The sequence below is a fragment of the Roseateles sp. Mitsp63 genome (genome assembly GCF_059491535.1).
Genome location: NZ_CP168509.1, coordinates 4,208,678 through 4,234,131 on the forward strand (window position 1 = coordinate 4,208,678; position 25,454 = coordinate 4,234,131).

18 protein-coding genes are annotated in these 25,454 nt (G+C 71.1%); 8 read left to right on the forward strand and 10 right to left on the reverse strand.

All coding sequences use genetic code 11. The annotated features are described in order from the left end of the window. The first annotated feature begins 106 nt into the window (after nt 1-106). The 3 genes from ACEN96_RS18290 to ACEN96_RS18300 are packed head-to-tail and all read left to right on the forward strand — an operon-like array spanning nt 107 to nt 4,150. Nucleotides 107-1,603, forward strand: a complete 1,497-nt coding sequence (locus ACEN96_RS18290) for an FGGY family carbohydrate kinase (protein WP_495584495.1) — start codon at nt 107-109, stop codon at nt 1,601-1,603. Then, nucleotides 1,600-3,396, forward strand: a complete 1,797-nt coding sequence (locus tag ACEN96_RS18295; protein WP_495584496.1) for a glycerol-3-phosphate dehydrogenase/oxidase — start codon at nt 1,600-1,602, stop codon at nt 3,394-3,396. Before ACEN96_RS18290 ends, ACEN96_RS18295 begins: the two co-directional genes overlap by 4 nt. 7 nt (nt 3,397-3,403) lie before the next feature. Continuing rightward, nucleotides 3,404-4,150: a GntR family transcriptional regulator gene (locus ACEN96_RS18300; RefSeq protein ID WP_495584497.1), complete on the forward strand. Its 747-nt coding sequence runs from the start codon at nt 3,404-3,406 to the stop codon at nt 4,148-4,150. 42 nt (nt 4,151-4,192) lie between these two features. Here the strand turns inward: ACEN96_RS18300 and ACEN96_RS18305 are convergent, their stop codons facing one another. From ACEN96_RS18305 to ACEN96_RS18345, 9 genes are all read right to left on the reverse strand, one after another. Further along, nucleotides 4,193-5,110: a S1 family peptidase gene (locus ACEN96_RS18305; protein WP_495584498.1), complete on the reverse strand. Its 918-nt coding sequence runs from the start codon at nt 5,108-5,110 to the stop codon at nt 4,193-4,195. Further along, nucleotides 5,107-6,411 (reverse strand): GNAT family N-acetyltransferase, encoded by a 1,305-nt coding sequence (locus ACEN96_RS18310; RefSeq protein ID WP_495584499.1) that lies wholly within the window; start codon nt 6,409-6,411, stop codon nt 5,107-5,109. Before ACEN96_RS18310 ends, ACEN96_RS18305 begins: the two co-directional genes overlap by 4 nt. Before the next feature lie 76 nt (nt 6,412-6,487). After that, entirely contained in the window at nt 6,488-9,379 is a 2,892-nt protein-coding gene (prsT, locus tag ACEN96_RS18315) for an XrtA/PEP-CTERM system TPR-repeat protein PrsT (protein ID WP_495584500.1), read from the reverse strand. A 58-nt stretch (nt 9,380-9,437) separates the two neighbouring features. After that, nucleotides 9,438-10,802, reverse strand: coding sequence for a PEP-CTERM-box response regulator transcription factor (gene prsR / locus ACEN96_RS18320; protein WP_495584501.1), 1,365 nt, complete (start codon nt 10,800-10,802; stop codon nt 9,438-9,440). Next, nucleotides 10,799-12,937 carry an XrtA/PEP-CTERM system histidine kinase PrsK gene (prsK, locus tag ACEN96_RS18325; RefSeq protein ID WP_495584502.1) on the reverse strand — a complete coding sequence of 713 codons (2,139 nt, stop codon included), beginning with the start codon at nt 12,935-12,937 and terminating at the stop codon, nt 10,799-10,801. The genes prsR and prsK overlap by 4 nt, the downstream gene beginning before the upstream one ends. Nucleotides 12,938-13,020: 83 nt before the next feature. Then, the gene (locus tag ACEN96_RS18330) at nt 13,021-14,400 is read right to left on the reverse strand and encodes a TIGR03013 family XrtA/PEP-CTERM system glycosyltransferase (protein ID WP_495584503.1); all 1,380 of its coding nucleotides are present in this window, start codon (nt 14,398-14,400) and stop codon (nt 13,021-13,023) included. A gap of 466 nt (nt 14,401-14,866) precedes the next feature. After that, on the reverse strand, nt 14,867-16,009 hold the full coding sequence (locus ACEN96_RS18335; RefSeq protein WP_495584504.1) for a branched-chain amino acid ABC transporter substrate-binding protein: 1,143 nt from the start codon (nt 16,007-16,009) through the stop codon (nt 14,867-14,869). A 328-nt stretch (nt 16,010-16,337) separates the two neighbouring features. Continuing rightward, nucleotides 16,338-16,766 (reverse strand): DNA polymerase III subunit chi, encoded by a 429-nt coding sequence (locus tag ACEN96_RS18340; protein WP_495584505.1) that lies wholly within the window; start codon nt 16,764-16,766, stop codon nt 16,338-16,340. A gap of 46 nt (nt 16,767-16,812) precedes the next feature. After that, entirely contained in the window at nt 16,813-18,276 is a 1,464-nt protein-coding gene (locus ACEN96_RS18345; RefSeq protein ID WP_495584506.1) for a leucyl aminopeptidase, read from the reverse strand. A 28-nt stretch (nt 18,277-18,304) separates the two neighbouring features. On the opposite strand from ACEN96_RS18345, the gene lptF reads away from it, so the two are divergent. The 5 genes from lptF to ACEN96_RS18370 are packed head-to-tail and all read left to right on the forward strand — an operon-like array spanning nt 18,305 to nt 23,282. Then, nucleotides 18,305-19,501: an LPS export ABC transporter permease LptF gene (gene lptF / locus ACEN96_RS18350; protein WP_495584507.1), complete on the forward strand. Its 1,197-nt coding sequence runs from the start codon at nt 18,305-18,307 to the stop codon at nt 19,499-19,501. After that, nucleotides 19,498-20,661, forward strand: a complete 1,164-nt coding sequence (lptG, locus tag ACEN96_RS18355) for an LPS export ABC transporter permease LptG (protein ID WP_495584508.1) — start codon at nt 19,498-19,500, stop codon at nt 20,659-20,661. Before lptF ends, lptG begins: the two co-directional genes overlap by 4 nt. Before the next feature lie 46 nt (nt 20,662-20,707). After that, nucleotides 20,708-21,133 carry a sirohydrochlorin chelatase gene (locus tag ACEN96_RS18360; RefSeq protein WP_495584509.1) on the forward strand — a complete coding sequence of 142 codons (426 nt, stop codon included), beginning with the start codon at nt 20,708-20,710 and terminating at the stop codon, nt 21,131-21,133. A 7-nt stretch (nt 21,134-21,140) separates the two neighbouring features. After that, nucleotides 21,141-22,085, forward strand: coding sequence for a CysB family HTH-type transcriptional regulator (locus ACEN96_RS18365; protein WP_495584510.1), 945 nt, complete (start codon nt 21,141-21,143; stop codon nt 22,083-22,085). Between the two features lie 27 nt (nt 22,086-22,112). After that, complete coding sequence (locus ACEN96_RS18370) at nt 22,113-23,282, forward strand: pyridoxal phosphate-dependent aminotransferase (protein ID WP_495584511.1); 1,170 nt, start codon at nt 22,113-22,115, stop codon at nt 23,280-23,282. Between the two features lie 64 nt (nt 23,283-23,346). Here ACEN96_RS18370 and ACEN96_RS18375 read toward each other — a convergent pair whose 3' ends face one another. Then, nucleotides 23,347-25,419, reverse strand: coding sequence for a type IV pilus assembly protein FimV (locus ACEN96_RS18375; RefSeq protein WP_495584512.1), 2,073 nt, complete (start codon nt 25,417-25,419; stop codon nt 23,347-23,349). Nucleotides 25,420-25,454 lie beyond the last annotated feature (35 nt).

The following is a 25,454-nucleotide window of genomic DNA, read 5'->3' on the forward strand; positions in this document are numbered from 1 at the left end:
TCACAACGTTGTTATGACATCTACGTAATATACGCCGCACGAAATAGCCGATTACTAGGGAAAACACTGCTAAGAAAGCGTTAAGACGTCGGCACGATGTTATGACATGAACACACACCTCTTCATCGGCATCGACATGGGTTCCACCGGCCTCAAGGCCGTGGCGTTCGACTCCGGCTCGGGCGCCACGCTCGCGAGCGCGGGATCGGCCCTGCCCTTTTTCCGCCTCGCCGACGGCGGCTGTGAATTGAGCGGCGACGCGATCGAGCGGGTCCTGATGGACGCGCTGCAGGCGGTGGCCGGCCAGCTCGGGGAGCGGCGCAAGCACGTGCGGGCGATCTGCTGCACGGGCCATGGCGCGGGCCTCTATGCGCTGGACCGGGACCTGCGGCTGCTGCGCGGGCGCGCGGTGGCCTCGACCGACCAGCGCGCCGGCGCCCGGGCCCGCGCGCTGGCCGTGCGCTGCGGGCCGGAGCTGTTCGACGAGGTCGGCGGCCCCCCGGGGGCGGGTCAGCCGACGCTGCTGGCGGCGGAGCTGCTCGGGCTGGGCGCCGTGCAGCGCGGCGCGCTGCATCGGCTGGCCTTCGCGAAGGACTACCTGGCGCTGCTACTCACCGGCGAGCTGGCCACCGACGCCAGCGACCTGGGCACCGCCGGGCTGCTGTCGCTGGCGACGGGCACGCCCTCGCGGCTGGCCTTCGAGGCCGCCGGACTGGCCGACCTGGGGCCGGCCGTCCTGCCGCTGCGGCTGCCGCCCGGCGCCGTCATCGGGCATCTGCTGCCCGGACGCGCCGCGAAGACCGGCCTGCCCGCCCATCTGCCGGTGGCCGCCGGCGCCATCGACGTGCTGGCCTCGCTCGCGGCCGTGGGGGCGGACCGCAGCGGCCAGGCCGTGGCGGTGCTCGGCACCTGGTGCGTCAACGCGGTGATGGGCCGGGCGATCGAGCCCAAGCCGGCGGTGGGCGCGATCGTGCATGTCGGCCACGAGACGGAGGGCGCGGACCGGCGGCTCTATCTGGACAACAGCCCGTCGTCGATGGCCAACATCGGCTGGCTGGCGCGGGCGCTGCAGTTCGCCTCGCCGGCCGAGGCGGTGGACTGCGCCATGACCGTGCCGCTGGGCGCGAACGGCCTGCGCTTCCTGCCCTTCATCAATGGCGGCGGCGCCCCCGAAGGCGCGACGGCGGGCTTCATCGGCCTGAAGGCCCATCACGACCGCGCGCACATGGCCCGCGCCGTGGTGGATGCGGTGGCCGCGCTGCATGCCCGGCACCTGGCGCGGCTGGCCTCGTTCGGGCTGGGCGTGCCGGGCCGCGTGGCCGCGCTCGGCGGCGGCGCCCGGGACATCCGGCTGGTGCGGCTGATCGCCACCTTCCTGGGCCACCCGGTGCAGCGCTGCGGCGATGACGAGTCCGGCGCGCGCGGCGCCGCCGGCTATGCCGCGCGCTCGCAAGGACTTCCCGGGCTGCCGGCGCCGCCGATGACCTGGGTCGAGCCCGACCTGCCCGCGCTGTCCGCCCACGCCGACTACTACGACGGCCTGCACGAGCTGGTGGACCACCTGCGCCCGGCCTTCACCCACCTCGCGGAGGACCAGGCATGAGCACGCGCCGCGACCACCCCTTGCCGCCCTCCCATCTGGTCCGCCCCGCCGCGCTGGACGGCCGGCATTTCTCGACCCTGATCATCGGCGGCGGCATCAATGGCGTGGGCGTCTTCCGCGACCTGTCGCTGCAGGGCGTGGACTGCCTGCTGGTGGACAAGGGCGACTTCTCCTCCGGCGCCACGAGCGCGCCCTCGCGCATGATCCACGGCGGCCTGCGCTACCTCGAGGGCGGCGCCTTCTCGATGGTGGCCGAGGCCACGCAGGAGCGGAACCGCCTGCTGCGCAACGCCCCGCACCTGGTGCGACCGCTGGAGACGCTGGTGCCGCTGTCCAGCCGCTACGGCGGGCTGCTCGGCAGCCTGCTGCGCTTCACCGGCCTGAAGGCGGGCACCGAGCCGCGCGGGCTGTTCGTGGTGCAGCTGGGCCTGCGCCTGTACGACCTGCTGGGCCGGCGCCAGCGCCAGATGCCCACGCACCGCATCGAGCAGGTCTCGCGCGACGATGCCGAGCTGCTGCGGACCTCGGTGCGCTGGACCGCCACCTATTTCGACGCGTGGATCCGCCACCCCGAATGGCTGGTGCTGGAGCTGCTGGAAGACGCCTGGCGCGACCAGTCGCAGTCGGTGGCGGCCAACTACTGCCGCCTGATCCGCGTCGAGGGCCGCACCGCGGTGTTGCGGGACGAGGTCACCGGCACGCTGGCGCGCGTGACGGCCGACACGATGGTCAACGCCACCGGCGCCTGGCTGGACCAGACCTCGCAGGCGCTGGCCGGCGCCCAGGACCGGATCATCGGCACCAAGGGCTCGCACCTGGTGCTGGACCATCCGCAGCTGCGCGAGGCGCTGAAGGGCCGGATGATCTATTTCGAGGCGCCGGACGGCCGCGTGTGCATCGTCTATCCCTTCCTGGACCGCGTGCTGATCGGCTCCACCGACATTCCGGTGACGGACCCCGACCAGGTGCGGACCGAGCCGGCGGAGATCACCTACCTGCTGGACGCCTTGCGCGAGCTGTTCCCGCGCCTGCACTTCGCCCAGGAGCAGGTGGTCTACACCTACGTGGGCGTGCGGCCGCTGGGCCGCGCGCCGGCCGATTCCCCGGGGCGGATCTCACGCGACCATGCGGTCGTGGTGGAGCCGGCCAACGAGACGCGGCGCCTGCCGCTGACCAGCCTGGTGGGCGGCAAATGGACCACCTTCCGCTCGCTGGCCGAGCAGGCCGCCGACGAGGTGCTGCGGCAGCTGGGCCGCGGCCGGCTGCGCAGCACCAGCGACATCGCGGTGGGCGGCGGCGCGGGTTATCCGAGCGACGAGCGCATCCTGGAGCGGCTGCTGAGCCGGGTGGGCGCGGCGCTGCGCTCGCCGCAGCGCGCCGCCACGCTGGTGGAGCGCTACGGCTCGCGCGCGGTGGCGCTGGCCGAGCGCTTCGCCGCCGCCGGGGACCGGCCGCTGCGGCACCATCCCGGCTACTCGGTGGCGGAGGTGGACTACCTGTGCCGCGACACCGGCGTGGTCCGCCTGACCGACCTGGTGCTGCGGCGCTCGCTGCTCGCGATCCGGGGAGAATTGCACCCGGCGCTGCTGGAGGAACTGGCGGACCTGGCCGCGGCGGCGCTGGGCTGGGACCATCTGCGCCGGGACGCGGAACTCGATGCCTGCAAGACCGTCCTGCAACAGCATCACCACGCCCGGTTCAAGCCACCTGGCGCCCAGTCCGGCGCGCCAGCCGGTGCATCATTGGCGCCCGCGCCGCCGCCCTGTCCTTCCATTCAACCGCTCGCCACCTGAACTGCCCATGACCCTGCCGCCGCCGGCCCTTGACCGTCAATCCAGCGCCCCGCTGTGGGCGCAGTTCCGCGATGTCCTGCGCGAACGCATCCTCGGGGGCACGCTCGCCGTGGGCACCCGGCTGCCGACCGAAGCCGAATTCGGCGACCAGTTCGGCATCTCCCGCATCGTCGTGCGGGAGGCGCTGGCCGACCTGGTCCGCGCCGGGCTGATCTACAAGATCCGCGGCCAGGGCGCCTTCGTGGCGGCGCGGGAGCGGGACGAGGACTTCGTCTCCACCGTGCTGGGCTTCTCCGACGAGATGGCGCGCAAGGGCCGCACCGTGCGCACGCAGGTGCTGCGGCAGGAACTGCGCGAGGCCACCGACGAGGAAGCCCGCGCGCTGGCCCTGCCGCCCGGCGGCCAGGTGGTGGCGCTGCGCCGGCTGCGCTCGGTGGATGGCGAGCTGCAGCTGCTGGTGGCGACCGCCATCCCCGCCGAGCTGGCGCCGGGGCTGCACCGGGCCAAGCTGGAGAACCGGTCGCTGTACGACGTGCTGCGCCGCCAGTACGGCCAGCGCATCGTGAAGGCGGAGCGCTGGATCGACGCCGTGCTGCCGGACGCGGAAACGGCGCGGCTGCTGCAGGTCGAGGGCCACGAGCCGCTGCTGCGGATCGAATCGCTGGCCTTCAACGCCGGCGGCAAGCCGGTGGAGCACTACCAGGCGCTGCACCGCTGCAAGTCCAGCCGGCTGCACCTGCAGACGACGACCTGAGGGGGATCGGCCGGTCGGCGGCCCCGCCGCGCGTCTACGGGCCTATTTGCCGAGCAAGGGCCAGACGTATTTCACCGGCACCGCGTAGCTGATGCCGCTGGGCGCGCTCAGCGCCGATTCGCGCGTGCCCTTGAGCACCACCATGTTGGCGACGCCCACCACCTTGCCGGTGCGGATGTCCAGCAGCGGGCCGCCGCTGTTGCCGGGATAGGCGGTGACGTCGAGCTGCAGGAACTCGACCGCGCCCTCGCGCAGCTGGCGCACCGCGCGATCCGACAGCGAGCCCGCCGTCGGCGCGGGCAGCGCCGCGCGCGTGATCGCCGCGACGGTGCCGCGATGCGTCGCCATCGTCACGCCCAGCGCGGTGCCGATCGGATAGCCCATCAGCGCCACCGCCGCGCCTTCGCGCACCACCGGCTGCGCGCCGTCGGCCTCGGCCAGCGCCAGCACGTCGATCAGGGCGCCCTTGTCATCGGCCAGCTCCAGCACCGCGAGGTCGTGCGCCGCATCGCGGCGCAGCAGCTTCACGGGCCGCAGCTGCGGCTGTCCCGACGCGTTGGCGGCGGCGGGCACGGTGATCATCAGTTCCTGCTCGAGCGGATTCGGAATCACATGCGCGCAGGTCACGATCCGCCGCCCGTCGCCGACGGCGAAGCCGGTGCCGCGGAAGCCGAAGCGCGGACTGTCGGTCGCCGCGAAGGTGCCCACCGCCACCACCGCCTGGCGGCTGCGGTCGATCAGGTCGGGCAGCGTGTTGGACATCTCCTGTGCCCGCGCCTCCGGCGCGATGCCCGCGAGGCCCATGAGTCCCATGAGTCCCATGAGGCCCGTGATGCCCGCGAGGTCCGCCACGCCCAGCGCGCCCCACGCCCCCAGCCCCAGCAGTTCGCGCCGGCGCGGCGCCCGCGCCGCCATCGCGGCGGCTGGATCGAGGCGGGGAGCAGTGCGGCGGTGGGTCATGCGGCCAGGTCCTTGGTGGTGGTGCCCATCTCCAGCGTGGAGACGAAGCTGCGCCAGTGGCGGTCGGGTTCATCGATGCGGAAGCCGTAGAAGCTGCCCTGCTCGGTGTCCTTGCGGCGCACCGCGCGGCAGGTCACATGCGCGGTCTCGTTGTGGCCGAGCTCGATCTCGACGGTGCCGTCGACCTGCAGCGGCAGCTCATGGTCGCACTCGGCCTGGAAGCCGTGGGCGGAGACCTCGATCACGTCCAGGTCGAAATGGCCCAGCTGGCTGTCGTTGGCGGCGCGGATGTCCAGGTGGCCGGGGCAGCGGATCGAGTAGCGCGGGTACTGCCGCAGCGAGCGCCCCAGGTCCTGCCCGCCGCCGCTGAGCATCGGCAGCACCGAGCGGAACTGCGCGTCCTCGCGGTACACCGACCACAGCAGCGCCTTCTTGCGGTCGTCCATCTGCGGGAACACCGGCACCACGCGGTTGAAGAAGTGGTCCAGCAGCGCCGGCGTCATGACCGGGTCGTTGGTCGTGTGGAAGCGGCGCTCCGGCAGCTGGATGTTGGGCAGCCGGTGGCGGAAGAAGTAATGGTGCAGGTTCTTCTGCGGCCTTCTGCCGCGGTAGTGGCGCTCGAACAGCGCGTCGGCCTCGTGCAGGTCCAGCGTCGCGCCGACGGCCGGCGCGCCGTTGGCGAAGTCGTACTCGGCCACCGTCTGCTCCTTCAGGCGCTGGAAGAACAGCAGCGCCTCGTAGAGCTCGATCTTGTCGGGGTTGACGGCGATCACCAGGTGCCGGGTGTCGAAGTACTCGGTGCAGTACTGGTGCATGAACTTCATCAGCGGGAACAGGATCGCGCCGCCGGTCTTGCGGAAGGCCGGCGCCACCGCCAGGGCCGAGATCTCGGCGATCTTGCCGCCCTTGGCCCGCACGCCCTCCAGGTCGAACACCGACTGCAGCGGGAAGCCGAACACGCCCTCGCGCACCATCGAGATCGTGCCCACCACCACGCCGTCGTACTTGGCGCACAGCGTCGTGGTCGTGGGCAGCGCGTGGTAGATGGTCACGCGCAGGCCGCTCGGGTCCGGCTTCATGAAGCCGCTGCCGACGTAGGCGTCGTGCAGGATGCGGAAGCAGGCGTCGAGTTCCTCCTGCGTGTCCGCGACCTTGAGCTCCAGCCGCGGCGACGGCGCCGGATCGCAATCCACCATGCGGCGGTAGATCGCGAACCGGACCGGCCGCGGCAAGGAGGAGAACAGCCGCCGCAGCCCCTGGTGCAGGCGCTTGCGAAGACTGGATCGTCGAATCTGGCTCATGACCGTCCCCTCCCCGGGTGCGGTGTCTCCGCCGCCTCTCGGCCCGCCAGGGCGTCCGACCTCGTGGTCGGGCGCCTCAGCGGATCGCGGCCTGCAGCTTTCGCACCTCGGCTTGTTGCTCGAAATTCGGTCCCAGGTCCGCCAGGCGCTTGAGTTCCACCTCGGCGTCGCCCTTGTTGCCGCCGGCCACGTACAGCTGCGCCAGGCGCAAACGGTACGCGGGCACGGACGGCGCCTGCTTCACGGCATCCTTCTGCACCTCGATCGCCTTGGCCGTCTGGCCCTTGGCGGCGAGCGCCTCGGCCAGCGTGTCCAGGTAAGGCGGCACGTTGGGCCGGAGCTTGGTCGCTTGCTCGGCAAATTTCAAGCCATCGTCCGGTTTGCCCGCGCGCAGGCGCAGCCAGGCGATGTTGTTGAGCGCGGCCGCGTTGTCCCCGTTCACCGCCAGCACCGCCTGGTAGCGCTGCTCGGCCTCGGGGTAGCGGCCCGAATTCAGCGCCACGTCGCCCAGGTGGTACAGGAACAGCTCGTCGCCCTTGTAGCGGGCGGTGTAGGCGGCGGCGTAGCGCTCGGCCTCGTCGCGCCGGCCCGCTTCGACCAGCGCGCCGTGCAGCGCGATCGCGAGCTCCGTGTTGCCGACGCTGGCGCCGGCCTCCGCGGCCATCTGGTCGGCCTTGCGGTAGGCGGCGATCGCCGCCGGCAGGTCCTTGCGGGCGCGGGCGATGTCGCCTTCCAGCTTCCAGCCCAGGCCGAACCTCGGATGCGCCGCCTGCAGACCCTTGACCGCCGCCGCGGCCAGGTCGGCCCGGCCCAGCTGCAGCGATTTCTCCACCACCTGGCGCGCCAGCTCGGCGTCGCCCGGGGCGATGGCCTGGGCGCGCTTGAGCGCCGCGACGGCGGCCTCCTTGTCGCCGTTCCTGATCGCCAGGTCGGCCAGGCGCATCGCGCCCAGCGGCGAGCGCGGCTGCAGCGTCGCGACCTTGTTGAAGCTGCTGATCGCCTGCTGGCGGTCGCCGGTGGCGGCCTGCACCTGGCCCAGCAGGTCCACCAGCGACGCGTTGTCGGGGCTGGCCGTCACGCCTTCCTGCGCCAGCGACAGCGCCGCCTTGAAGTCCTTCTTCTCCATCAGCAGGCCGACCGCCGCCTGGCGCGGCCCGGCGTCGTCCGGATGCTGGCGGGCGAGCTCGGTCAGCCGCTTCACCGCGGCGTCCGGCTCGATCAGCTTGTGGGTGAGCTTCAGGCCCATCAGCGCCATCTCGGCGCGCAGGTTCCTGGGGTCGGCCTTGAGCACGGTCTCGTAGCGCTTGACCGCCTCATCGGCCTTGCGGTCCTGCAGGTCCAGCGTGACCAGGCTGTTGGCCGCGGTCATCGAGCCGGGCTCGCGCTTGACGGCCTCGTCGAACTGGGCCCGCGCGCCGGCGCGGTCGCCGCGCAGCAGCGCCATGCGGCCGCGCAGCTCGGGCGCGGTCGAGGACTTGGGATCCTTCTTCTCCAGCGCCGCGATCGCCTGCGTCGCGGCGTCGTAGTCCTTCTTGCGCACCAGCACGCTGATCAGCGCGACATCGGCCACCACGTCCTTGTCCGCGGCGGCGAGCTTGCGCAGCTCCGCCAGGCCGGCCGCCTCCTGGCCCTTCTGGATCTGGTTGAGCGCCAGCGCGACGCGGCTGCGCACGTCATTCGGGTTGGCCTCGGCGGCGCGCGACAGGAAGCGTTCTGCCTCGGCGCCCTGCCCCTGCTTGAGACGGATCTCGGCGGCCAGCGCCAGCACCTCGGACGACGGCGCCTTGGCGTCCAGCGCCGGCTGCAGCGTCGCCAGCGCCTGCTCGTTGTCGCCGCCGCGCAGCTGCAGCTGCGCCAGCGCGACGCGCGCCGGCTGCGCATCGGGCCAGCCCTGGATCAGCTTGGCGAAATGGGTCTCGGCCTGGCGCAGGTCGCCGTTGGCCTGGGCCACGCGGCCGGCCAGGAACAGCGCGCGCTCGTTGTTGGGCGCCGCCTTCATCAGCGCCTGCGTCAGCTCGGTCGCCTCCTTGAGCTGGCCGCCATCGAGCGCGAACACCGCCGCGTAGTAGAAGGTCTGCGCGTGCTGCGGCGCGGCCGCCTTCATCGCGGCGACCGCCTCCTTGGCCCCGGCCTTGTCGCCGGTGCGCATCAGCTGGTTGACCAGCCCGGCATGGGCCGACACCAGCTTCTTGTCCAGCTCCAGCGCCTTGCGGAAGCTCGCGATCGACTCGGCCGCCGGCGCCTCGGCCAGCACCTGCAGCTCGCCCTTGAGCTCCCAGGCCTCGGCGGATCGCGGCGCCTTGGCGATCACGCGCTCGACCTCCTCGCGGGCCTCGGGCAGCTTGCCCTCGCTGGTCAGCAGCCGCACGTTGACCAGCCGCACCGCCACGCTGTCCGGCGCCGCGCGCACCGCCGCGTCGATCGCCTTGCGCGCCTGCGGCAGCTGCTGCTTGGCCACGTAGGCGCCCACCAGCGTGGTCTGCAGGTCGGCCTCGTCGGCGGCGCTTTGCAGATGGCGGTTGCCGAACTGGCCCAGCGTCTCGTCGACCTTGCCCTGCATCAGCAGCAGCCGCGCCTGCAGCGCCACCAGCGCATCGCCGTTGAAGCCCTGCGCGCGGGCCTTGTCGGCCTCGATCGCCGCGCCGGCGACATCGCCGCTGTCCAGCAGCGCCTTGGCCAGCAGGTAGCGCGCTTCGGCCAGCGAGTCGTCCTTCTGCAGCGCGTTCTTGAGCTGGATGATCGCGCCCTTGTTGTCCTTCTTGTCCAGGTGCTCCTTGGCGGACTTCACCAGGTCCTGCGCCGACTCCCCGAAGCAGCCCGCCAGCAGCAGCGCCGAGCCCAGCGCGAGCGCGGCCGCGCCCTGCCTGACCGCGCGGCCGCCTCCAACGCGAGGAAGCGCCGGCGCCTCCACGCCGAGGGTTCCTGGAAGGGGGCCGGACTCGCTGTTGTTCTCGGGCTTGCGGGACATGCGTCGTCTCTTTCGCTGTCGGAGTGGATCGGGGATCGGTGCGGTCGCGATGGCGCGCTCAGGCCTTGACGCCGAGCCGGGCCATCAGGTCGTACAGGGTGGGCCGGCTGACGCCCAGCAGGTCGGCCGCCCTGGCGATGTTGCCGTCGGTGCGGGCCAGCGCGGCCACGACGGCCTGGCGCTCGGCGCGCTCGCGCACGGCGCGCAGGTCGAGCTCGGGCTCGCCGTCCGGCGTGTCGCCGCCGGGCGCCGGCAGGTTGAGGTCCTCGGCGGTGATGCGTTCGCCGTCGGCCATGATGGACGCGCGCTTCATCAGGTTCTGCAGCTCGCGCACGTTGCCGGGCCAGCGGTGCGCCTCGACGGCGCGGATCGCGTCGTCGGCCAGGCGCAGGATGGGGCGGCGCTGCTCGGACGAGAAGCGGCGCAGGAAGGCATGGCTGAGCAGCACCGCGTCGCCGACGCGGTCGCGCAGCGGCGGGATGTCGACGACGATCTCGGCCAGGCGGTAGAACAGGTCCTCGCGGAACAGGCCCTGCGCGATCTTGGCCTTCAGGTCCTGGTGCGTCGCGCCGACGATGCGCACGTCGACCGCGATCTCCTGGCGTCCGCCCAGGCGCTCGATGGTGCGCTCCTGCAGGAAGCGCAGCAGCTTGGCCTGCAGCGGCATCGGCAGGTCGCCGATCTCGTCCAGCATCAGCGTGCCGCCATGCGCGGTCTCGATCTTGCCGACCGTGGTCTTGGTCGCGCCGGTGAAGGCGCCGCGCTCGTAGCCGAAGAGCTCGCTCTCGAGCAGCGCCTCGGGGATCGCCGCGCAGTTGATCGCGACGAAGCGGCCCTTGCGCTTGGAGGCGTCATGCAGCGACTGCGCCAGCACCTCCTTGCCGGTGCCGCTCTCGCCGAGCAGCAGCACGGTGGCGTCGCTCCCGGCGACGCGCTCGACGGTGCGGCACAGGCGCTGCATCTGCGGGTCGCGCGTGAGCAGCCGGCCGGTGGGCTCGCCGTCCTGCTGCGTCAACAGGCGCTGGTTCTCCTGCTGCAGCTCGTGCAGGCGCAGCGCGCGCTCCACCGTCAGCACCAGCACGTCGGGATCGACCGGCTTGGCCAGGAAGTCGTACGCGCCCATGCGGATCGCGCGCAGCGCGTTGCCCTGGTCGTTCTGGCCGGTCAGCACGATGACCTTGGTGCCGGGCTCCAGCTCGATCAGCTTCTCGAGCAGCCTGAAGCCCTCGGAGACCGAGTCCTGGTCCGGCGGCAGGCCCAGGTCCATCGTGACCACGGGCGGCTTGTGGCGGCGGAACTGCAGCACGGCGCTGGCGACGTCGTCGGCGGTCACCGACTCGAAGCGGTCCATGGACCACTTGAGCTGCTTCTGCAGCGCGAGGTCGTCCTCGACGATCAGCAACGCCGGCGTCTGCGCGCTCATCTCACCTCCACCAGGCCGGCGTCGCTGCCCGACTGGGCGAAAAACAGCGGCAGCAAGATGATGACCTTGGTGCCTCGTCCGGGCGCGCTTTCCACGTTGATCTTCCCCCCTAGTTCCTGCAGGTACTGGTAGCTCTCGTAGGCGCCGATGCCCATGCCCGCCGCCTTCGTCGTCTGGAACGGCTTGAACAGCCGCTGCTCGATGAACTCCTGGGTCATGCCGCAGCCAGTATCTTCCACTTCGACCCGCGCGTGGCTGCCCACGCGCTGCAGCCGCATCGTGACGCGGCCGTCGATCGGCGTGGCGTCCAGCGCGTTCTGCACCATGTGGCCGAGCACGCGCTCGATGCGCTCCTCATGGCCGCGGGCGCTGACCTCGTCGCGCAGTTCCAGCTCCAGCGCGCGGCCCTTGCTGACGGCCGCCGCGGCCAGGCGCCGCGCGATCGCCGTCAGCGCCACGCCGCCGGCGCTGCCGTGATGCGGCTTGTCGCCCTCGCGCAGCTGCAGCATCAGCTGGCGCATCTTGTCCAGCGAGTTCTCCACCGTGTCCAGCATGTCCTGCTGGAACTCCGGGTTGTCGCGCAGCCGCTTGGCGTTCTTCATCATCAGCGACAGCTGCGTGACGATGTTCTTGAGGTCGTGCACGACGAAGGCCGACATGCGGTTGAAGGCCTCGAACTTGCGCGCCTCCAGCAGCGCCTCGGCCGCCTGCATCTGCGCCAGGTAGCTGGCCGCCTGCTGCGCCGCGGTGCGCAGCAGGTCGCGCACTTCCCAGTCCAGCTCCAGCCGCGTGCGCGGCTGGCCCAGCACCACCCAGCCGGTCAGCGCGCCGGCATTGATCAGCGGCACCAGCAGCCAGTGGCGCGCGTCGCCAGCCAGCGCGCCGGGCAGCGGCGCGTGCTCGTAGGCGCCGGGGTCGCGGCGCCATTCGTCCAGGTCCACGATCCAGGCCCGCTCCTTGAGCAGGCGCAGCAGCGCGGCATCGGCCTGCAGCGGCTGGCGGTCGTCATTGAGGTTCCAGCGCGCGGCCTGCAGGTACTCGTCGCCGGCGCCGGCCGCCGGCGCGCGCCGCAGCCACAGCGCGCCCGACGGGCTCTCGACCAGGTGCGCCAGGCCGCGGATCACCGACTCGCCGAGCTCGGCCGGCGAGGCGCTCGCCGACAGCATCGCGGTGAAGCGCAGCCACTCCTGCCGGTAGTCGTAGCGATAGCTGAAGAAATGCTTGCTGATGTAGACGCGCAGCTTGGCCCGCAGCGAGCCCGACAGCCCCATCGTCAGCAGCGCCAGCACGCCCACCGCCAGCAGCACCTGCTGCAGCGCGCGGCCCCATTCGCCGCCGGTGTAGCGCACGTAGTAGCCGATGCCCGACACGCCCAGCAGGTACACGCCCACGATCAGCAGCGTCGCCGAATGGAAGGCGGCGGTGCGCGAGACATGCAGCTTGTCCAGCCACTTCTTGTGGCGGCGGCTGGCCAGCCACAGCAGCGGCACCGCCAGGCTGTGCACCGCGGCGCGCACGCTGAGCGCATCGCCATCGAACTGGTGGAACAGCGAGGCCTGCGAGAACACGAACACGTCGAACGCGAAGACCGCGCCCAGGCCCAGGCAGACCGGCTTGGCGTTCCAGCGCGCGTCGCTGTCGATGTTGCGCAGCATCTGCTCCAGCAGCACCAGCCCGAAGATGCCCAGGCCCAGCCAGGCCATCGTCATCGGGCGCTGCATCGCGGTGAGCGGCTGGCTGCCCCAGTAGCGCCACAGCGGCATCGCCACGGCCAGCGCCACGCCGGCCCAGGCCAGCGCCTGCAGCGGCCGGGCCACGCCGGCGCTGCGCGGGCGGCCGTCGTCGCCGCGCGCCTCGATCAGCGCCAGGATGAAGGAGAACCACGCGCCGTAGCGCAGCGCGTCGCACACCGGCAGCAGCACCAGCGCGGGCCACTGGCGGTCCGCCAGCCAGCCCTGCTCGACCGCGGCGTCAAGCGCGGCCCACAGCGCGGTGAGCGCCAGCGCGGCCTCGAGCCGCAGCGCGCGGCGCCGGTGCTGGCCGAACTGCGGCAGCACCACCACCGCCAGGGCCAGGTGCGCCAATACCGCGACGATCCCCGACGCGGCGCCGAGGCTCAAGGCGTTGTGCCACATGGATCAAGGTCCCGGCGCGCGCGCCGCGGTCTGGGGCGGGCGCGGGCACGGGACACCGGGAGCGGGACGCTCCGTGGCCGCGCTCAGCGCGCCCCCCGGCCCGTCAGCACCACGGCCACCGTCTCGAGCATGATCAGCAGGTCGAGGAACAGCGTGTGGTTCTTGACGTAGTACAGGTCGTACTGGAGCTTCTCCAGCGAGTCCTCGATGGTCGAGCCGTATTCGTAGCGCACCTGGGCCCAGCCGGTCACGCCCGGCTTCACGCTGTGGCGCACCGCGTAGTACGGGATCTTGGCGACCAGCTCGTCGACGAAGAAGGGGCGCTCGGGACGCGGGCCCACCATGCTCATCTCGCCGCGCAGCACGTTGATCAGCTGCGGCAGCTCGTCGATGCGCACCTTGCGGATGATGTTGCCCACCCGCGTGACGCGGGCGTCGTTCTTGGTCGCCCACTGGGGGCGGCCGTCCTTCTCGGCGTCGTTGCGCATGCTGCGGAACTTGATCACCTTGAAGGTCGCGCCGTTCAGGCCGACGCGCTCCTGCGTGTAGAAGATGCCGCCGGGCGATTCCAGCTTGATGAGCAGCGCGGTGATGGCCATGATCGGCGCCGTCGCCACCAGCAGCACCAGCGAGGACGCCAGGTCGAAGACGCGCTTGACGGCGCTGCGCAGCACGCCCTGGTTGAAGCCGTCGCCGAAGATCAGCCAACCGGCATGCACGTGGCTGATCTTGATCTGCGCCAGGGTCTTCTCGAAGTAGGTGGCCAGGTCCACGACGCGGATGCCGTAGAGCTTGCAGTCCAGCAGCTGGCGCAGCGGCATCGAGCCGCCGCGGCGCTCGGACAGCGCCACGACGATCTCGTCCACGCCCAGGCGCATCGCGGCGTCGGTCAGGGTCTCGCCGGTGGCCAGCAGCTCATGCGCGGGGACCTGGGGGTCGATCTCGTTGGGGCCGGGCAGGAAGCCGACGATCTGCGCGTGCGGGTCGGCGGCGCGCAGGCTCTCGCTGACGGCCAGCGCGGCGTGGCCGCTGCCGAAGATCAGGATCTTGGTCCGGCCCGCTCCCTGGGCGCTGGAGTGCGCGGCGTAGACGCGGTGCACCATGACCAGCGCGACGGCCAGCATCGCGGCGGTGGTCAGCAGGTCGCGGTGGGAGACGGTGGCGGGGATCAGGCTGAACAGGCCATAGGCCAGCGGCAGGCCGATCAGCAGCGCGAACAGCGCGCGGGCGCAGGACTGCGTCAGCGAGCGCTTGTGGGATTGGGAGTAGAGGCCGGAGGCGGAGTTGATGACGAACATGCCGCCCGCCAGGGACAGGCCGTAGGAGGCCGCGAAGCTCATCATGTGCTCGCTGGTGCCCTGGCTCAGCGCCACCGCGAGGACCGCCGCAACGATCAGGCCCAGGTCGAAGAGCACCTGGATCAGGGTACGACGATGGAGGTAGTGGTTAAAGATTCGAATCATGCCCGTCCCCAAAGCTGGTCACGGCATCCTCTGGGGATGCTCTCGCCGACCCGGGTGAACCTCTCAGGACCGCTTGCCGCGAAGCCTTCGCCTCCAGAGGAGGCCCGGTTCGCTGCGGGGGGCATCATGCCTCCCGCCCCTGGCCTTGAAAGCCCCCCGTTTGCAGGGGCCCTCGCCTTGCAATCCGACGCGGTTGAACCCGGTCCGCCGACCGCCGCCGGATCCCCGAATCGATCCCGCGGCACGCTGACGGGGGCCATTGTCTGTAGGCCCCGGGAGGCGCAAACCCCCTGACTGAATGCTTTGAGGGGCTCTCGTGCGGGAATGCACGCGAGTGAGGGGGTGATCCCTCGATCAGGGGACAGTCGCGTGTCGCCCCTGCCGCCGTCCCCGGCGTGCCCTCCCGGCACGCCATGAAAAACGCCCACCGAAGTGGGCGTCCTTCAACCTTGCAGCACTTGGAGGATCAGCGCACCACGGCGATCTGCTCGCGGTTGCCGCCCTTGTACGTATACAGCGTCAGCGCGCCGTTCTTGATGTCGCCCTTGGCGTCGAACGCGATCGTGCCGGTCACGCCCTTGAAGTCCGAGGTCTTGGCCAGCACGGGCAGGTAGACCTTCGGATCCGCGGACTTGGCCTTGACCATCGCGTCGACCATCACGTTGACCGCGTCATAGACATACGGGGCGTAGATCTGGACGTCGACCTTGTACTTGTCCTTGAACTTGGTCTTGAAGGCGTCCAGCGCCTTCTTCGATTCGCCTTCCACGCCGCCCGCTTCCGCGCAGACGACCTGGCTGTCGGCGATCGTGCCGGCGGACAGCTTGGGCAGCTCGGCCGTGCAGATGCCGTCGCCGCCCATGAACTTGGCCTCGATGCCCAGCTGCTTCATCTGGCGCAGCATCGGGCCGGCCACGGCGTCCATGCCGCCGAAGAAGACGACGTCGGGCTTCTTGCCCTTCAGGGAGGTCAGGATGGCGGTGAAGTCCGTGGCCTTGTCGTTGGTGAACTCGCGGCCGACGACCTTGCCGCCCGCGGCCTTGACGCCCTTCTCGAATTCGTCGGCGACGCCCTGGCCGTAGGCGGTGCGGTCGTCGATGACGGCGATGGACTTGCCCTTGAGCTGCGTCACCGCGTACTTGCCCAGCGTGCCGCCCAGGTGCACGTCATCGGCCACGACGCGGAACGCGGTCTTGTAGCCGTTGCGGGTGTACTTGGGGTTGGTCGCCGACGGCGAGATCTGCGGGATGCCGGCGTCGCTGTAGATCTTGGACGCGGGGATGGTCGTGCCGGAGTTCAGGTGGCCGACCACGCCGTTGACCTTGGAGTCGACCAGCTTCTGGGCGGCGGCGGTGCCTTGCTTCGGATCGCCGGCGTCGTCTTCGGCCAGCAGTTCGAACTTGACCTTCTTGCCGCCGATGGTCACGCCCTTGGCGTTCAACTCATCGATGGCCATGCGCGCGCCCAGCTCGTTGTCCTTGCCCAGGTGCGCGATGGCGCCACTGGTCGGACCCACGTGGCCGATCTTGACCACCGCATCCTGCGCCATCGCGGCGCCGCCCAGGGTGATGGCGATTGCGCCCACGATCACATTCAGCTTGGATTGCATCTAGGAACCTCCGACTCGGGATATGTGGAATGACGTTGAGTTCTCAACGCGAGCGACCATACCCCGAAGGCGGGGGAGACTCCATAGTGAAAATGCTGTGAACGCGGTCACGGGCCAAGCGTTGTCGCGCCCCTGTCACCGGGGCAAACCCGGATAGTTTTCGCAGGAGTGCGAAGGCGCGCACAACCCTCGCGCGAGGAGTGCGGAAATCCGCCCAACAAGCCCCCGCCAAGCCCCGCCAGCGCCCTGTCCATGGGCATCGCGGCACCACGCCCGCGCGCGGCGGCACCACGGCGGCGCGATCGTTCGCGGCGATCGATGCCGGCGTTCAAGCCGACATCACATGATGATTCAGAGTCAGTCCGAGGGCCTTGTAGGCCTTGAATCGCGCGCGTCCCGCGGCGACCTGGTCGGCGTCGGCGGAGACCAGCTCCAGCACGCGCTCGAAACGCTCGAGGCCGGGCGGCACGCCGGGCTCGAAGTTCAGCAAGACCTGGCACCCGGCCAGCGCGTCGAGCTGGTCGGAGAGCAGGATCGGGGTGCGTTCGCGCAGCAGCGCCGGCGCGTCGGGACGCAGCAGCAGGTGCGGCAGGAACTCGCCGGGCTCGAAGGTCCAGAGCGTCTGGTCCAGCCGCTCGAGCAGGCGCATCGGGCCCCAGACCCCGACGGTCAGGCCGGCCGCCTGCGTCTTGCGCAGCAGGCGGCAGGCATAGACCTGGCGGTCGGGCACGCCGGTATAGAAGTTGACCTCCGTCACCGGACCCGCCCTTCCCTTTTCAGCTTGCGAGGAACGCGGTCCGCGCTCAGCGGACCTGCGACAGCACGAAGTGCGTCAGCAGGCCGACCGGCCGGCCGGTGGCGCCCTTGGCGCCGCCGCCCTTCCAGGCGGTGCCGGCGATGTCCAGGTGGCCCCAGCGGTACTTGGACGCGAAACGCTGCAGGAACTTCGCCGCCGTGATGGAGCCGCCCTCGCGGCCGGCCACGTTGGCGACGTCAGCGAAATTGGTCTTCAGGCCGTCGGCGTAGTCATCGTCCAGCGGCAGGCGCCAGCACGGATCCAGCGCCGTCTCGCCGGCGGCCGACAGCGCGGCCGCCAGTTCGTCGTCGCTCGCGTACATGCCGGAGCGCACGCCGCCCAGCGCGATCACGCAGGCGCCGGTCAGCGTCGCGACGTCGACCACGGCCGCCGGCTTGAAGCGCTCGGCGTAGGTCAGCGCGTCGCACAGGATCAGGCGGCCTTCGGCGTCGGTGTTCAGGATCTCGATGGTCTGGCCCGACATCGACGTCACCACGTCGCCCGGCTTGACCGCGCGGCCGCTGGGCATGTTCTCGCAGGCGGCGATCAGCACGACCAGGTTGATCTTGGGCTTGAGCTCGGCCACGGCGCGCAGCGTGCCCAGCACGGAGGCGGCGCCGCCCATGTCGAACTTCATCTCGTCCATGCCGGCGCCTGGCTTCAGCGAGATGCCGCCCGAGTCGAAGGTGATGCCCTTGCCCACCAGCACGATGGGCGCCTGCGTCCTGGCGGCGCCTTCGTACTTGGCGACGATGAAGCGCGGCGGCACGTCGGAGCCCTTGGCCACCGACAGGAAGGAGCCCATGCCCAGCTTCTCGATGCCCTTCTGATCCAGCACCTCGACCTTGATGCCGTGGCTGCGGGCCAGCGCCTTGGTCTGGTCGGCCAGGTAGGCCGGGGTGGCGACGTTGGGCGGCAGGTTGGCGCATTCGCGCGCGACCGCGATGCCGGCGCCGATCGCCTGGCCGCGCGCCAGGCCGGCCTTGACCGCCTTGGCCTCGTCCTTGCCGTGCAGCAGCGCGATCTTCGTCAGCTTGGACGCGGCGGGCGCGCTGGGCTTGGTCTCGCGATAGACGTACACGGCCTCCTGGGCGGCCAGCACGGTCTGCTCGGCCAGGGACTCGGTCAGCTCGGCGCCGAAGCCGGCGTAGGCGATCGAGGCGCCGGTGGCGCCCTTGCCCTTGATCTGGCCCAGCGCCGCGCCCAGCGCCGCGCGGGCCGCCTTCAGCGTGGCGGCGCCGCTGGCGGCGATGACCAGGCGCGGGGCCTTCAGCCCGGCCGGACGCACCAGGGTCAAGACCTGACCCGCCTTCAACTCCAGGTCGCCCAGCTTGATGGCGTCCTTGACCAGCGCGGCCACGGTCTTGTCGAGCGACGCCGGCAGGCTGTCGCCCGCGACGATCAGCACCAGGGCGTCGGCACCGTGCGACGCCAGCGCGTCGAGGGACGCGATCTGAGAGCGAAAGTCCATAATATCGAGAAGTAGATAAAGTGCCCGGATGTTATTCGATTCATCAGTACGCAAAGAACTCGCCCGCAGTTTCGGATTGGCCTTCGTGGTCATCCTGACCATCGTCGTGACGATGCTGCTGGTGCGCTCGCTCGGCCTGGCGGCCAAGGGTTCCGTGGCCCCGCAGCACGTGCTGCTGTCGCTGGGTTACCTGGCGCTGGCGCAGCTGCCGGTGATGCTGAGCCTGTCGCTGTTCGTGGCGGTCGTCATGTCGCTGGCGCGCATGTACAAGGAGTCGGAGATGACCATCTGGTTCGCCTCCGGCCTGGGGCTGACGCGCTTCGTGCGGCCGGTGCTGACGATGGCCTCGCCGGTGCTGGTGGTGGTGGCGGTGCTGATGACCATCGTCTGGCCCTGGAGCAACGACAACAGCGCGCAGCTGCGCGAGCAGTTCGAGCAGCGCAGTGACCTGTCGCGGGTCGCGCCGGGCCAGTTCCAGACCTCCAACGACGGCTCGCGGGTGTTCTTCATCGAGCGCGATCCCGCCGACGAGGCCGCCGCGCGCAATGTCTTCATCATGAACAACACGCCGCACCTGGAGTCGGTGACGACCTCGGCGCGCGGCGCGCTGCAATACCAGAACAACCAGCGCGTGCTGGTGCTGGAACATGGCCAGCGCAACGACGTCGACCTGCGCAACGGCGACAAGTCGGTGGCGCGCTTCCAGCAGTACCGGGTGGTGGTCGATGACGAGGTGATGCGCGCGGGCGGCAGCCGCGCGCCCAAGGCCCGGCCGACGCTGGACCTGCTGCGTGATCGCGGCCCGCAGAACGACGGCGAGCTGGCCTGGCGCTTCGGCATGATCCTGGGCTGCCTCAACCTGGTGCTGCTGGGCATCGGCATCTCGGCGACCAATCCGCGGCGGGCGAGCAACTGGAACCTGCTGTTCGCGCTGCTCGCGTTCGTCGTCTATTTCAACCTGATCAACCTGACCCAGAGCTGGGTGGTCGGCGGCAAGGCCAGGCTGGGTCCCGCGCTGCTGGCGCTGCATGGCGGCGCCTTCGCGGTGACGATGCTGCTGCTGCTCTGGCGCGAACAGGGCGCGCGCCTGGGCGCGCCGCGCAGCGGCGTGCTCCGGGCACCGCCCGACAACCCCGCCTACGCGGAAACGGTGCTCGCGCCGCCTCCCGCCGCGGTGATCGCGCCGGCCTCGATGTCCTCGTCCACGCCGGGAGTGCCCACATGAGAACCGTGCGGCGGCTGCTGTACCGCGACATCCTGAGTTCCTTCGCCCTGGTCATGGCCGGGTTCCTGGCGCTGTTCTTCTTCCTGGACTTCATCGACGACCTGGACCGCTTCCAGCGCCTGGGCCTGGGCATCGGGCTGGCGATCTGGTCCAGCGTGCTGAAGCTGCCGGGCCGCTTCTACGAGCTGATGCCGATCGCGGTACTGATCGGCACCATCTTCAGCATGGCGCGGCTGGCGCAGTCCAGCGAGTTCACCATCCTGCGCACCGGCGGCCTGGGGCCGCAGCGCGCGCTGGGCCTGCTGAGCGTGATGGCGCTGGCCTTCGCGGTGCTGGCCTTCGTCGTCGGGGACTTCGTCAACCCGTGGGCGGACCGCCAGGCGCAACTGCTGAAGTCCTCGGCAAGCGGCGGCGTCACCAACGCGCAGGGCGCGTGGATGAAGGACCGGGACGGCGACTTCACCTACGCGGTCCACGTCGGCCGCGCGCGCGCGAACGGGGCGATGGAGGACGTGCTGATCTTCGAGTTCGACAGCAAGGGCGCGATGGCGTCACGGCTGACCGCGAAGAACGCGACCGTCGACGCCGGCGGCCGCTGGCTGATGAACGACGTGCGCCTGACGCAGTGGTCGCGCACCGCGACGCCGCTGAGCCGGCCCGCCGCCGCCGCGCCGCAGCCGGCGGATCCGGCCGCGCCGCAGGACAAGCTGGCCGAGAACCCGGCCATCCGCGAGATCCTGATGCCGAAGTTCGAATGGCAGAGCCAGTTGCCGTCCGGTGTCGTGTCGGCGGCAGTGCAGCCGACCTGGAACATGTCGACGCTGGAGCTCTATCGCTACACGCGCCACCTGTCGTCGCAGGAGCAGTCCTCGGCGCAGCCGGAGATCCAGTTCTGGCGCAAGGCCTTCTATCCGTTCGCCTGCATGGTGATGGTGGCGCTGGCATTGCCGTTCGCCTACCTGCACTTCCGCTCGGGCGGCATCAGCGTGAAGGTGTTCGGCGGCATCATGCTGGGCATCAGCTTCGTGGTGCTCAACGCGGTCACGGGCCACCTGGGCCTGCTGCGCGACTGGACGCCGTGGCTCGTGGCGTCGGCGCCCAGCCTGGTCTATCTCGGCATCTCGATGGCCGCGTTCTACTGGCTGGTCCGCTATCGATGACCCGATCGCCGACCGCCTCATCCCATCGAACTCACGGAGGTCTCTGATGGACGGTCTGCTGCTCTTCGCCCACGGGGCCCGCGATCCGGCCTGGGCCGCGCCGTTCCACGCCATCGCCGCGGAGCTGCAGGCGCGGCGGCCGGACCTGCCGATCGCGCTGGCCTACCTGGAGCTGATGACGCCCGACCTCGCCACCGCCGCCGGCGCGCTGGCCGCGGTGGGCTGCACGCGCATCCAGATCGTGCCGATGTTCCTCGGCGCCAGCGGCCATGTGCGCCGCGACGTGCCGCCGCTGGTGGAGTCGCTGCGCGCGGCGCACCCGCGCGTGCTGTTCGTGCTGCATGACGCCATCGGCGAACAGCCGCCGGTGATCCGCGCGATGGCCGGCGCGACGCTGGACCTGATCTCGGCCGTCACCCTCCCCGCCGACCCCCTCAACCCGGCCACGCCGACCGTCCTTCCCCTGCCGTGACCCCGCCATGAACCTGCACCAGTTCCGTTTCGTGCAAGAGGCCGCGCGCCGCAACCTCAACCTGACCGAGACCGCCAAGGCGCTCTACACCTCGCAGCCGGGCGTCTCCAAGGCGATCCTGGAGCTGGAGGAGGAGCTCGGCGTCGACATCTTCTCGCGCCACGGCAAGCGGCTGCGCAGCATCACCGAGCCGGGCCGGCAGGTGCTCAAGTCGATCGAGATCATCATGCGCGAGGTCGGCAACCTCAAGCGCATCGGCGAGGAGTACTCCAAGCAGGACGTGGGCACGCTGTCGATCGCGACCACGCACACGCAGGCGCGCTACGTGCTGCCGGGGCCCGTCACGCAGCTGCGCAAGCAGTTCCCGCAGGTCAACATCGGCCTGCACCAGGGCAGTCCGGACCAGGTCGCGAAGATGCTGATCGACGAGACCGCCGACGTGGGCCTGGCGACGGAGTCGCTGTCGCAGTTCGAGGAGCTGGTGACGCTGCCGGCCTACGAGTGGCAGCACGTGCTGGTGATGCGCGCGGAGCACCCGCTGGCGCAGCTCGAGCGCATCGACCTGGAGCACCTGGCCGCGCAGCCGCTGGTGTCCTACCACCCGAGCTTCACCGGCCGCACCCGCATCGACCGCGCCTTCGCGCAGCGCCACCTGACGCCCAACATCGTGCTGGAGGCGATCGACTCGGACGTCATCAAGACCTACGTGCGGCTGGGACTGGGCGTGGGCATCGTGGCCGAGATGGCGGTGCGCGAGGACCCACCCGGCGGCGAGCTGGTCTCGCGTCCGCTGGGCCACCTGCTGGGCCAGAACGTGGCCCGCATCGCGTTCAAGCGCGGCGCCTACCTGCGCAACTACGTCTACAGCTTCGCCGAACTGCTGTCGGATCGCCTCAACCGCACGCTGCTGCAGCGCGCGATGAGCGGCGACGCCAGCGACTACGACCTGTGACTTCCTGACTCCGAAGGCTTCCCGACCATGCGCGTCCACACCCCCGTTCCCGCGAGCCGCCTGCCCCATCTGGGGGTGACGGTGTTCAGCGTCATGTCGGCGCTGGCGCAGCAGCACCAGGCGGTCAACCTGGGCCAGGGCTTCCCCGATTTCGAGGGTGACCCGGCGCTGCTGGACGCGGTGAACGCCGCGATGCGCGCGGGTCACAACCAGTACCCGCCGATGCCGGGCGTGCCGGCGCTGCGCCAGGCGATCGCCGCGAAGATCGACACGCTCTACGGCCACGCCTACGACGCGGACAGCGAGATCACCGTCACCGCCGGCGCGACGCAGGCGATCCTGACGGCGCTGCTGGCGGTGGTGCATCCCGGCGACGAGGTCATCGTGCTGGAGCCCGCCTACGACAGCTACGCGCCCAACATCGCGCTGGCGGGCGGCGTGATGGTGCCGGTTCCGCTGGATCCGCTGAGCTTCCGCCCGGACTTCGACCGCATCCGGGCCGCGATCACGCCGCGCACGCGCGCGATCATGATCAACAGCCCGCACAACCCGAGCGGCGCGGTGTGGAGCGAGGACGAGCTGCGCCAGCTCGCGGCCCTGCTCGACGGCACCGAGGCGCTGCTGATCAGCGACGAAGTCTACGAGCACATGGTCTACGACGGCGGCCGGCACCAGAGCGTGTCGCGGCTGCCCGAGCTGGCGGCGCGCGCCTTCGTCGTGTCGAGCTTCGGCAAGACCTATCACGTGACCGGCTGGAAGGTCGGCTACGTGGCGGCGCCGGCGCCGCTGATGGCGGAGTTCCGCAAGGTCCACCAGTACAACGTGTTCACGGTGAACTCGGCGATGCAGCACGGCATCGCCGCCTACATGCGCGATCCGGCGCCCTACCTGAGCCTGAGCGACTTCTACCAGCGCAAGCGCGACCGCTTCCGCGCCGGCCTGGCCGGCACCGGCTTCGCACTGCGGCCCTGCCCCGGCAGCTACTTCCAGAGCGTCGACTACGGGGCGCTACAGGCGCCGCTGGCCGCGCTGGACGACATGGCGATGTGCCAGTGGCTGACGCGCGAGATCGGCGTCGCCGCGATTCCGCTGTCGGCGTTCTACAGCCGCGGCAGCGACGCGAAGGTGATCCGCTTCTGCTTCGCGAAGAAGGACGAGACCCTGGACCTCGCGCTGGAGCGGCTGCGCAGGGTCTGACCGGGCGGCCGCCCTCTCAGCGCGTCAGCGCGTCAGCGCCTCAGCGCCTCAGCGCGTCAGCGCCTTAGCGCCTCTTGGGCTCGCGCGGCGCCTCGTCCTCGACCAGCGACAGGTCCAGGTCGATGGACTGCGTCAGGCTGGACCGCGCCGCCGCCACGCCCGGCGCGGACGGCGGCGACTGCCACACCATCGTGGCCATCTGGTCCGGATGCGAGGTTGCGTCCAGCGGCAGCACCACGTCGATCTCGTTGCCATCGACCTCGTGCTCGGCGCGATCGCGCGCCACCGCGTAGAGCAGCAGCAGGTCGCGGTAGGCCGGCAGGCCGAGATCGCCGCTGTACTCCTGATGCTTGGACAGCAGGTCCTGCAGCAGGCTCATGCTGCCCTCGGGCTCGGACCACGCGGCCTCGAGCCGGTCGATCAGCTCCGGATGCCCTTCCAGGCCGTCGCCCTCGTTGAGATCGTCGCTCCAGGACGGCGCACGCGCATGGAACTGCTCGGCGAAGCGCGCGCCGACGCGGTCGAAGGCCTCGCGGTCGCCGCGGCGCTGGTACAGCTCCATCAGCTTGAGGAATGGCAGCCCGCTGGCCGCGTCGCGCAGATTCAAGCGCGAGGACAGCAGCTCGATCGCCGCGTCGTCCTGACCCAGCACCATGAAGAAATCGACCTGCTGCTCGAGGTCGATCAGCTCCTCGACGGTCACCATGCCGCCGGGCGCGCCGAGGTCCGAGGTGAACGGGGCCGGGCGCGTCTCGTCGCGGTCGAGCTGCAGGCTGAGCGGCTCCATCGCGTCGAGCGCCGCGAGCGCGTCCAGCGCGTCGTCGGCGGCCGTGGTCGGCGGCCGGGCCGGCAGGCGCGTCAGCGGCGCGGGCATCACCGGGGCGGGCATCACCGGAGCGGGCATCACCGGAGCGGGCCGCGCGGGCTCCTCGGCCAGGTTCAGCGGCATCGGGATCGTCGTGGGCGCGGACGAGACCGGCGGCCCATCCACCGACACATGCGACATCAGCGGCGCCGGCGAGCTCTGCGGATCGGTCGGCGTGAAGGGCGATGGCCCCGTCGGCACGGGCGACAGCTGCGGCTCGCCAGCCTCCTGCTCGCTGTGCCGCGAGTCGGTCAGCCAGTGCTGCGCCTCGCGCTTCTGCAGCCGGTTGCTGCGCCACAGCAGCAGGCTGCTCGCGGCCAGCGCCAGGCTCAGCAGGCTCAGGCCCAGCAGCCAGGCCGACGACGCGCCGCCGCCCTGGCGGGCAGCTTGCTCGCGCGCGGCCTGAAGCTCCTGCCGCAGCGTGGTCATCGCGGCCAGCGCGCGCTTCTGCTCGGCCTGCATGTCGGCGATCTGCTTCTGCATCGCCAGCATCTGGTCGCGCGCCTGCTCGGCGGCACTCGCCGCGCTGGCGGCGGCCTCGGCGGCCAGCAGCGCGGGCGAAGGATTCTGCAAGACCTCGGCGGGCTCGAGCGCCAGGCGCGGCGCCGAGGCGCGGGCGGCGGCTGACGCCTCGCGGCTGGCCTTCGACTCACGGAGCGGCCGCGGCGCCGCCGCGCGCGGCGAGGTCTCGGCGCCTTCCGGGGCGCGGCGCGCGCGGCGGGGGCGCTCGGCCGCGCCGGATGCGCCGGACGCGCCACCCGGCTTCGCCGCGGCCTCGAGCGCCAGATCGGCGCTCGAGGCCGGCGTCCGATTCCCGGCGGCCTCGGGCGTGCGCACGACCTGACCCTCGCGCTGCGCCTGCAGCGCCGGCGACACGCCGGGCGCGGGCGGCGGGCCGGACTCGGCCATGGGCTCGGCGTTCAGGCCCGGCGGGTCGATGAAGGCGGTGTACTGGCGCGTCAGCCGCGAGCCGCAGCCCACGCTGAGCTGCACGGCGACGATGGGCTCGTCGATGCGCTGCACGCTGCGCAGCCGCACGCCGGTGACGCGGCCGGGCTCGCCCTCGATCTGCCAGTGCAGCCCGGTGGCGGAGAGCGGGTTGTCGCCGGCGGAGACTTCCGCGCGGACGCAGTCGGGGGTGAGGGATTCGCCCGGATTGAGCTGGACGGGGAACAGCAGGTTCAGCGGCTGCCCCAGGGACGACGCGGCCTGGGGGCGGCCGACGCCGAGGCTCCAGGCGGCCGGCGCCGACACCATGAGGATGGCAAGCACGAGAACGCTATGCGCCGGCAACACGCCGCGCGGGT

Excerpts from the sequence above, each read along its gene's own strand:
- ACEN96_RS18330 (WP_495584503.1), bottom strand. The coding sequence starts at position 14,400 with ATGATTCGAATCTTTAACCACTACCTCCATCGTCGTACCCTGATCCAG.
- prsK (WP_495584502.1), bottom strand. The coding sequence starts at position 12,937 with ATGTGGCACAACGCCTTGAGCCTCGGCGCCGCGTCGGGGATCGTCGCG.
- ACEN96_RS18345 (WP_495584506.1), bottom strand. The coding sequence starts at position 18,276 with ATGGACTTTCGCTCTCAGATCGCGTCCCTCGACGCGCTGGCGTCGCAC.
- prsT (WP_495584500.1), bottom strand. The coding sequence starts at position 9,379 with ATGTCCCGCAAGCCCGAGAACAACAGCGAGTCCGGCCCCCTTCCAGGA.
- ACEN96_RS18305 (WP_495584498.1), bottom strand. The coding sequence starts at position 5,110 with ATGACCCACCGCCGCACTGCTCCCCGCCTCGATCCAGCCGCCGCGATG.
- ACEN96_RS18300 (WP_495584497.1), top strand. The coding sequence starts at position 3,404 with ATGACCCTGCCGCCGCCGGCCCTTGACCGTCAATCCAGCGCCCCGCTG.
- ACEN96_RS18360 (WP_495584509.1), top strand. The coding sequence starts at position 20,708 with ATGGACGGTCTGCTGCTCTTCGCCCACGGGGCCCGCGATCCGGCCTGG.
- ACEN96_RS18310 (WP_495584499.1), bottom strand. The coding sequence starts at position 6,411 with ATGAGCCAGATTCGACGATCCAGTCTTCGCAAGCGCCTGCACCAGGGG.
- prsR (WP_495584501.1), bottom strand. The coding sequence starts at position 10,802 with ATGAGCGCGCAGACGCCGGCGTTGCTGATCGTCGAGGACGACCTCGCG.
- ACEN96_RS18290 (WP_495584495.1), top strand. The coding sequence starts at position 107 with ATGAACACACACCTCTTCATCGGCATCGACATGGGTTCCACCGGCCTC.
- ACEN96_RS18365 (WP_495584510.1), top strand. The coding sequence starts at position 21,141 with ATGAACCTGCACCAGTTCCGTTTCGTGCAAGAGGCCGCGCGCCGCAAC.
- lptG (WP_495584508.1), top strand. The coding sequence starts at position 19,498 with ATGAGAACCGTGCGGCGGCTGCTGTACCGCGACATCCTGAGTTCCTTC.
- ACEN96_RS18335 (WP_495584504.1), bottom strand. The coding sequence starts at position 16,009 with ATGCAATCCAAGCTGAATGTGATCGTGGGCGCAATCGCCATCACCCTG.
- ACEN96_RS18295 (WP_495584496.1), top strand. The coding sequence starts at position 1,600 with ATGAGCACGCGCCGCGACCACCCCTTGCCGCCCTCCCATCTGGTCCGC.
- ACEN96_RS18370 (WP_495584511.1), top strand. The coding sequence starts at position 22,113 with ATGCGCGTCCACACCCCCGTTCCCGCGAGCCGCCTGCCCCATCTGGGG.
- lptF (WP_495584507.1), top strand. The coding sequence starts at position 18,305 with ATGTTATTCGATTCATCAGTACGCAAAGAACTCGCCCGCAGTTTCGGA.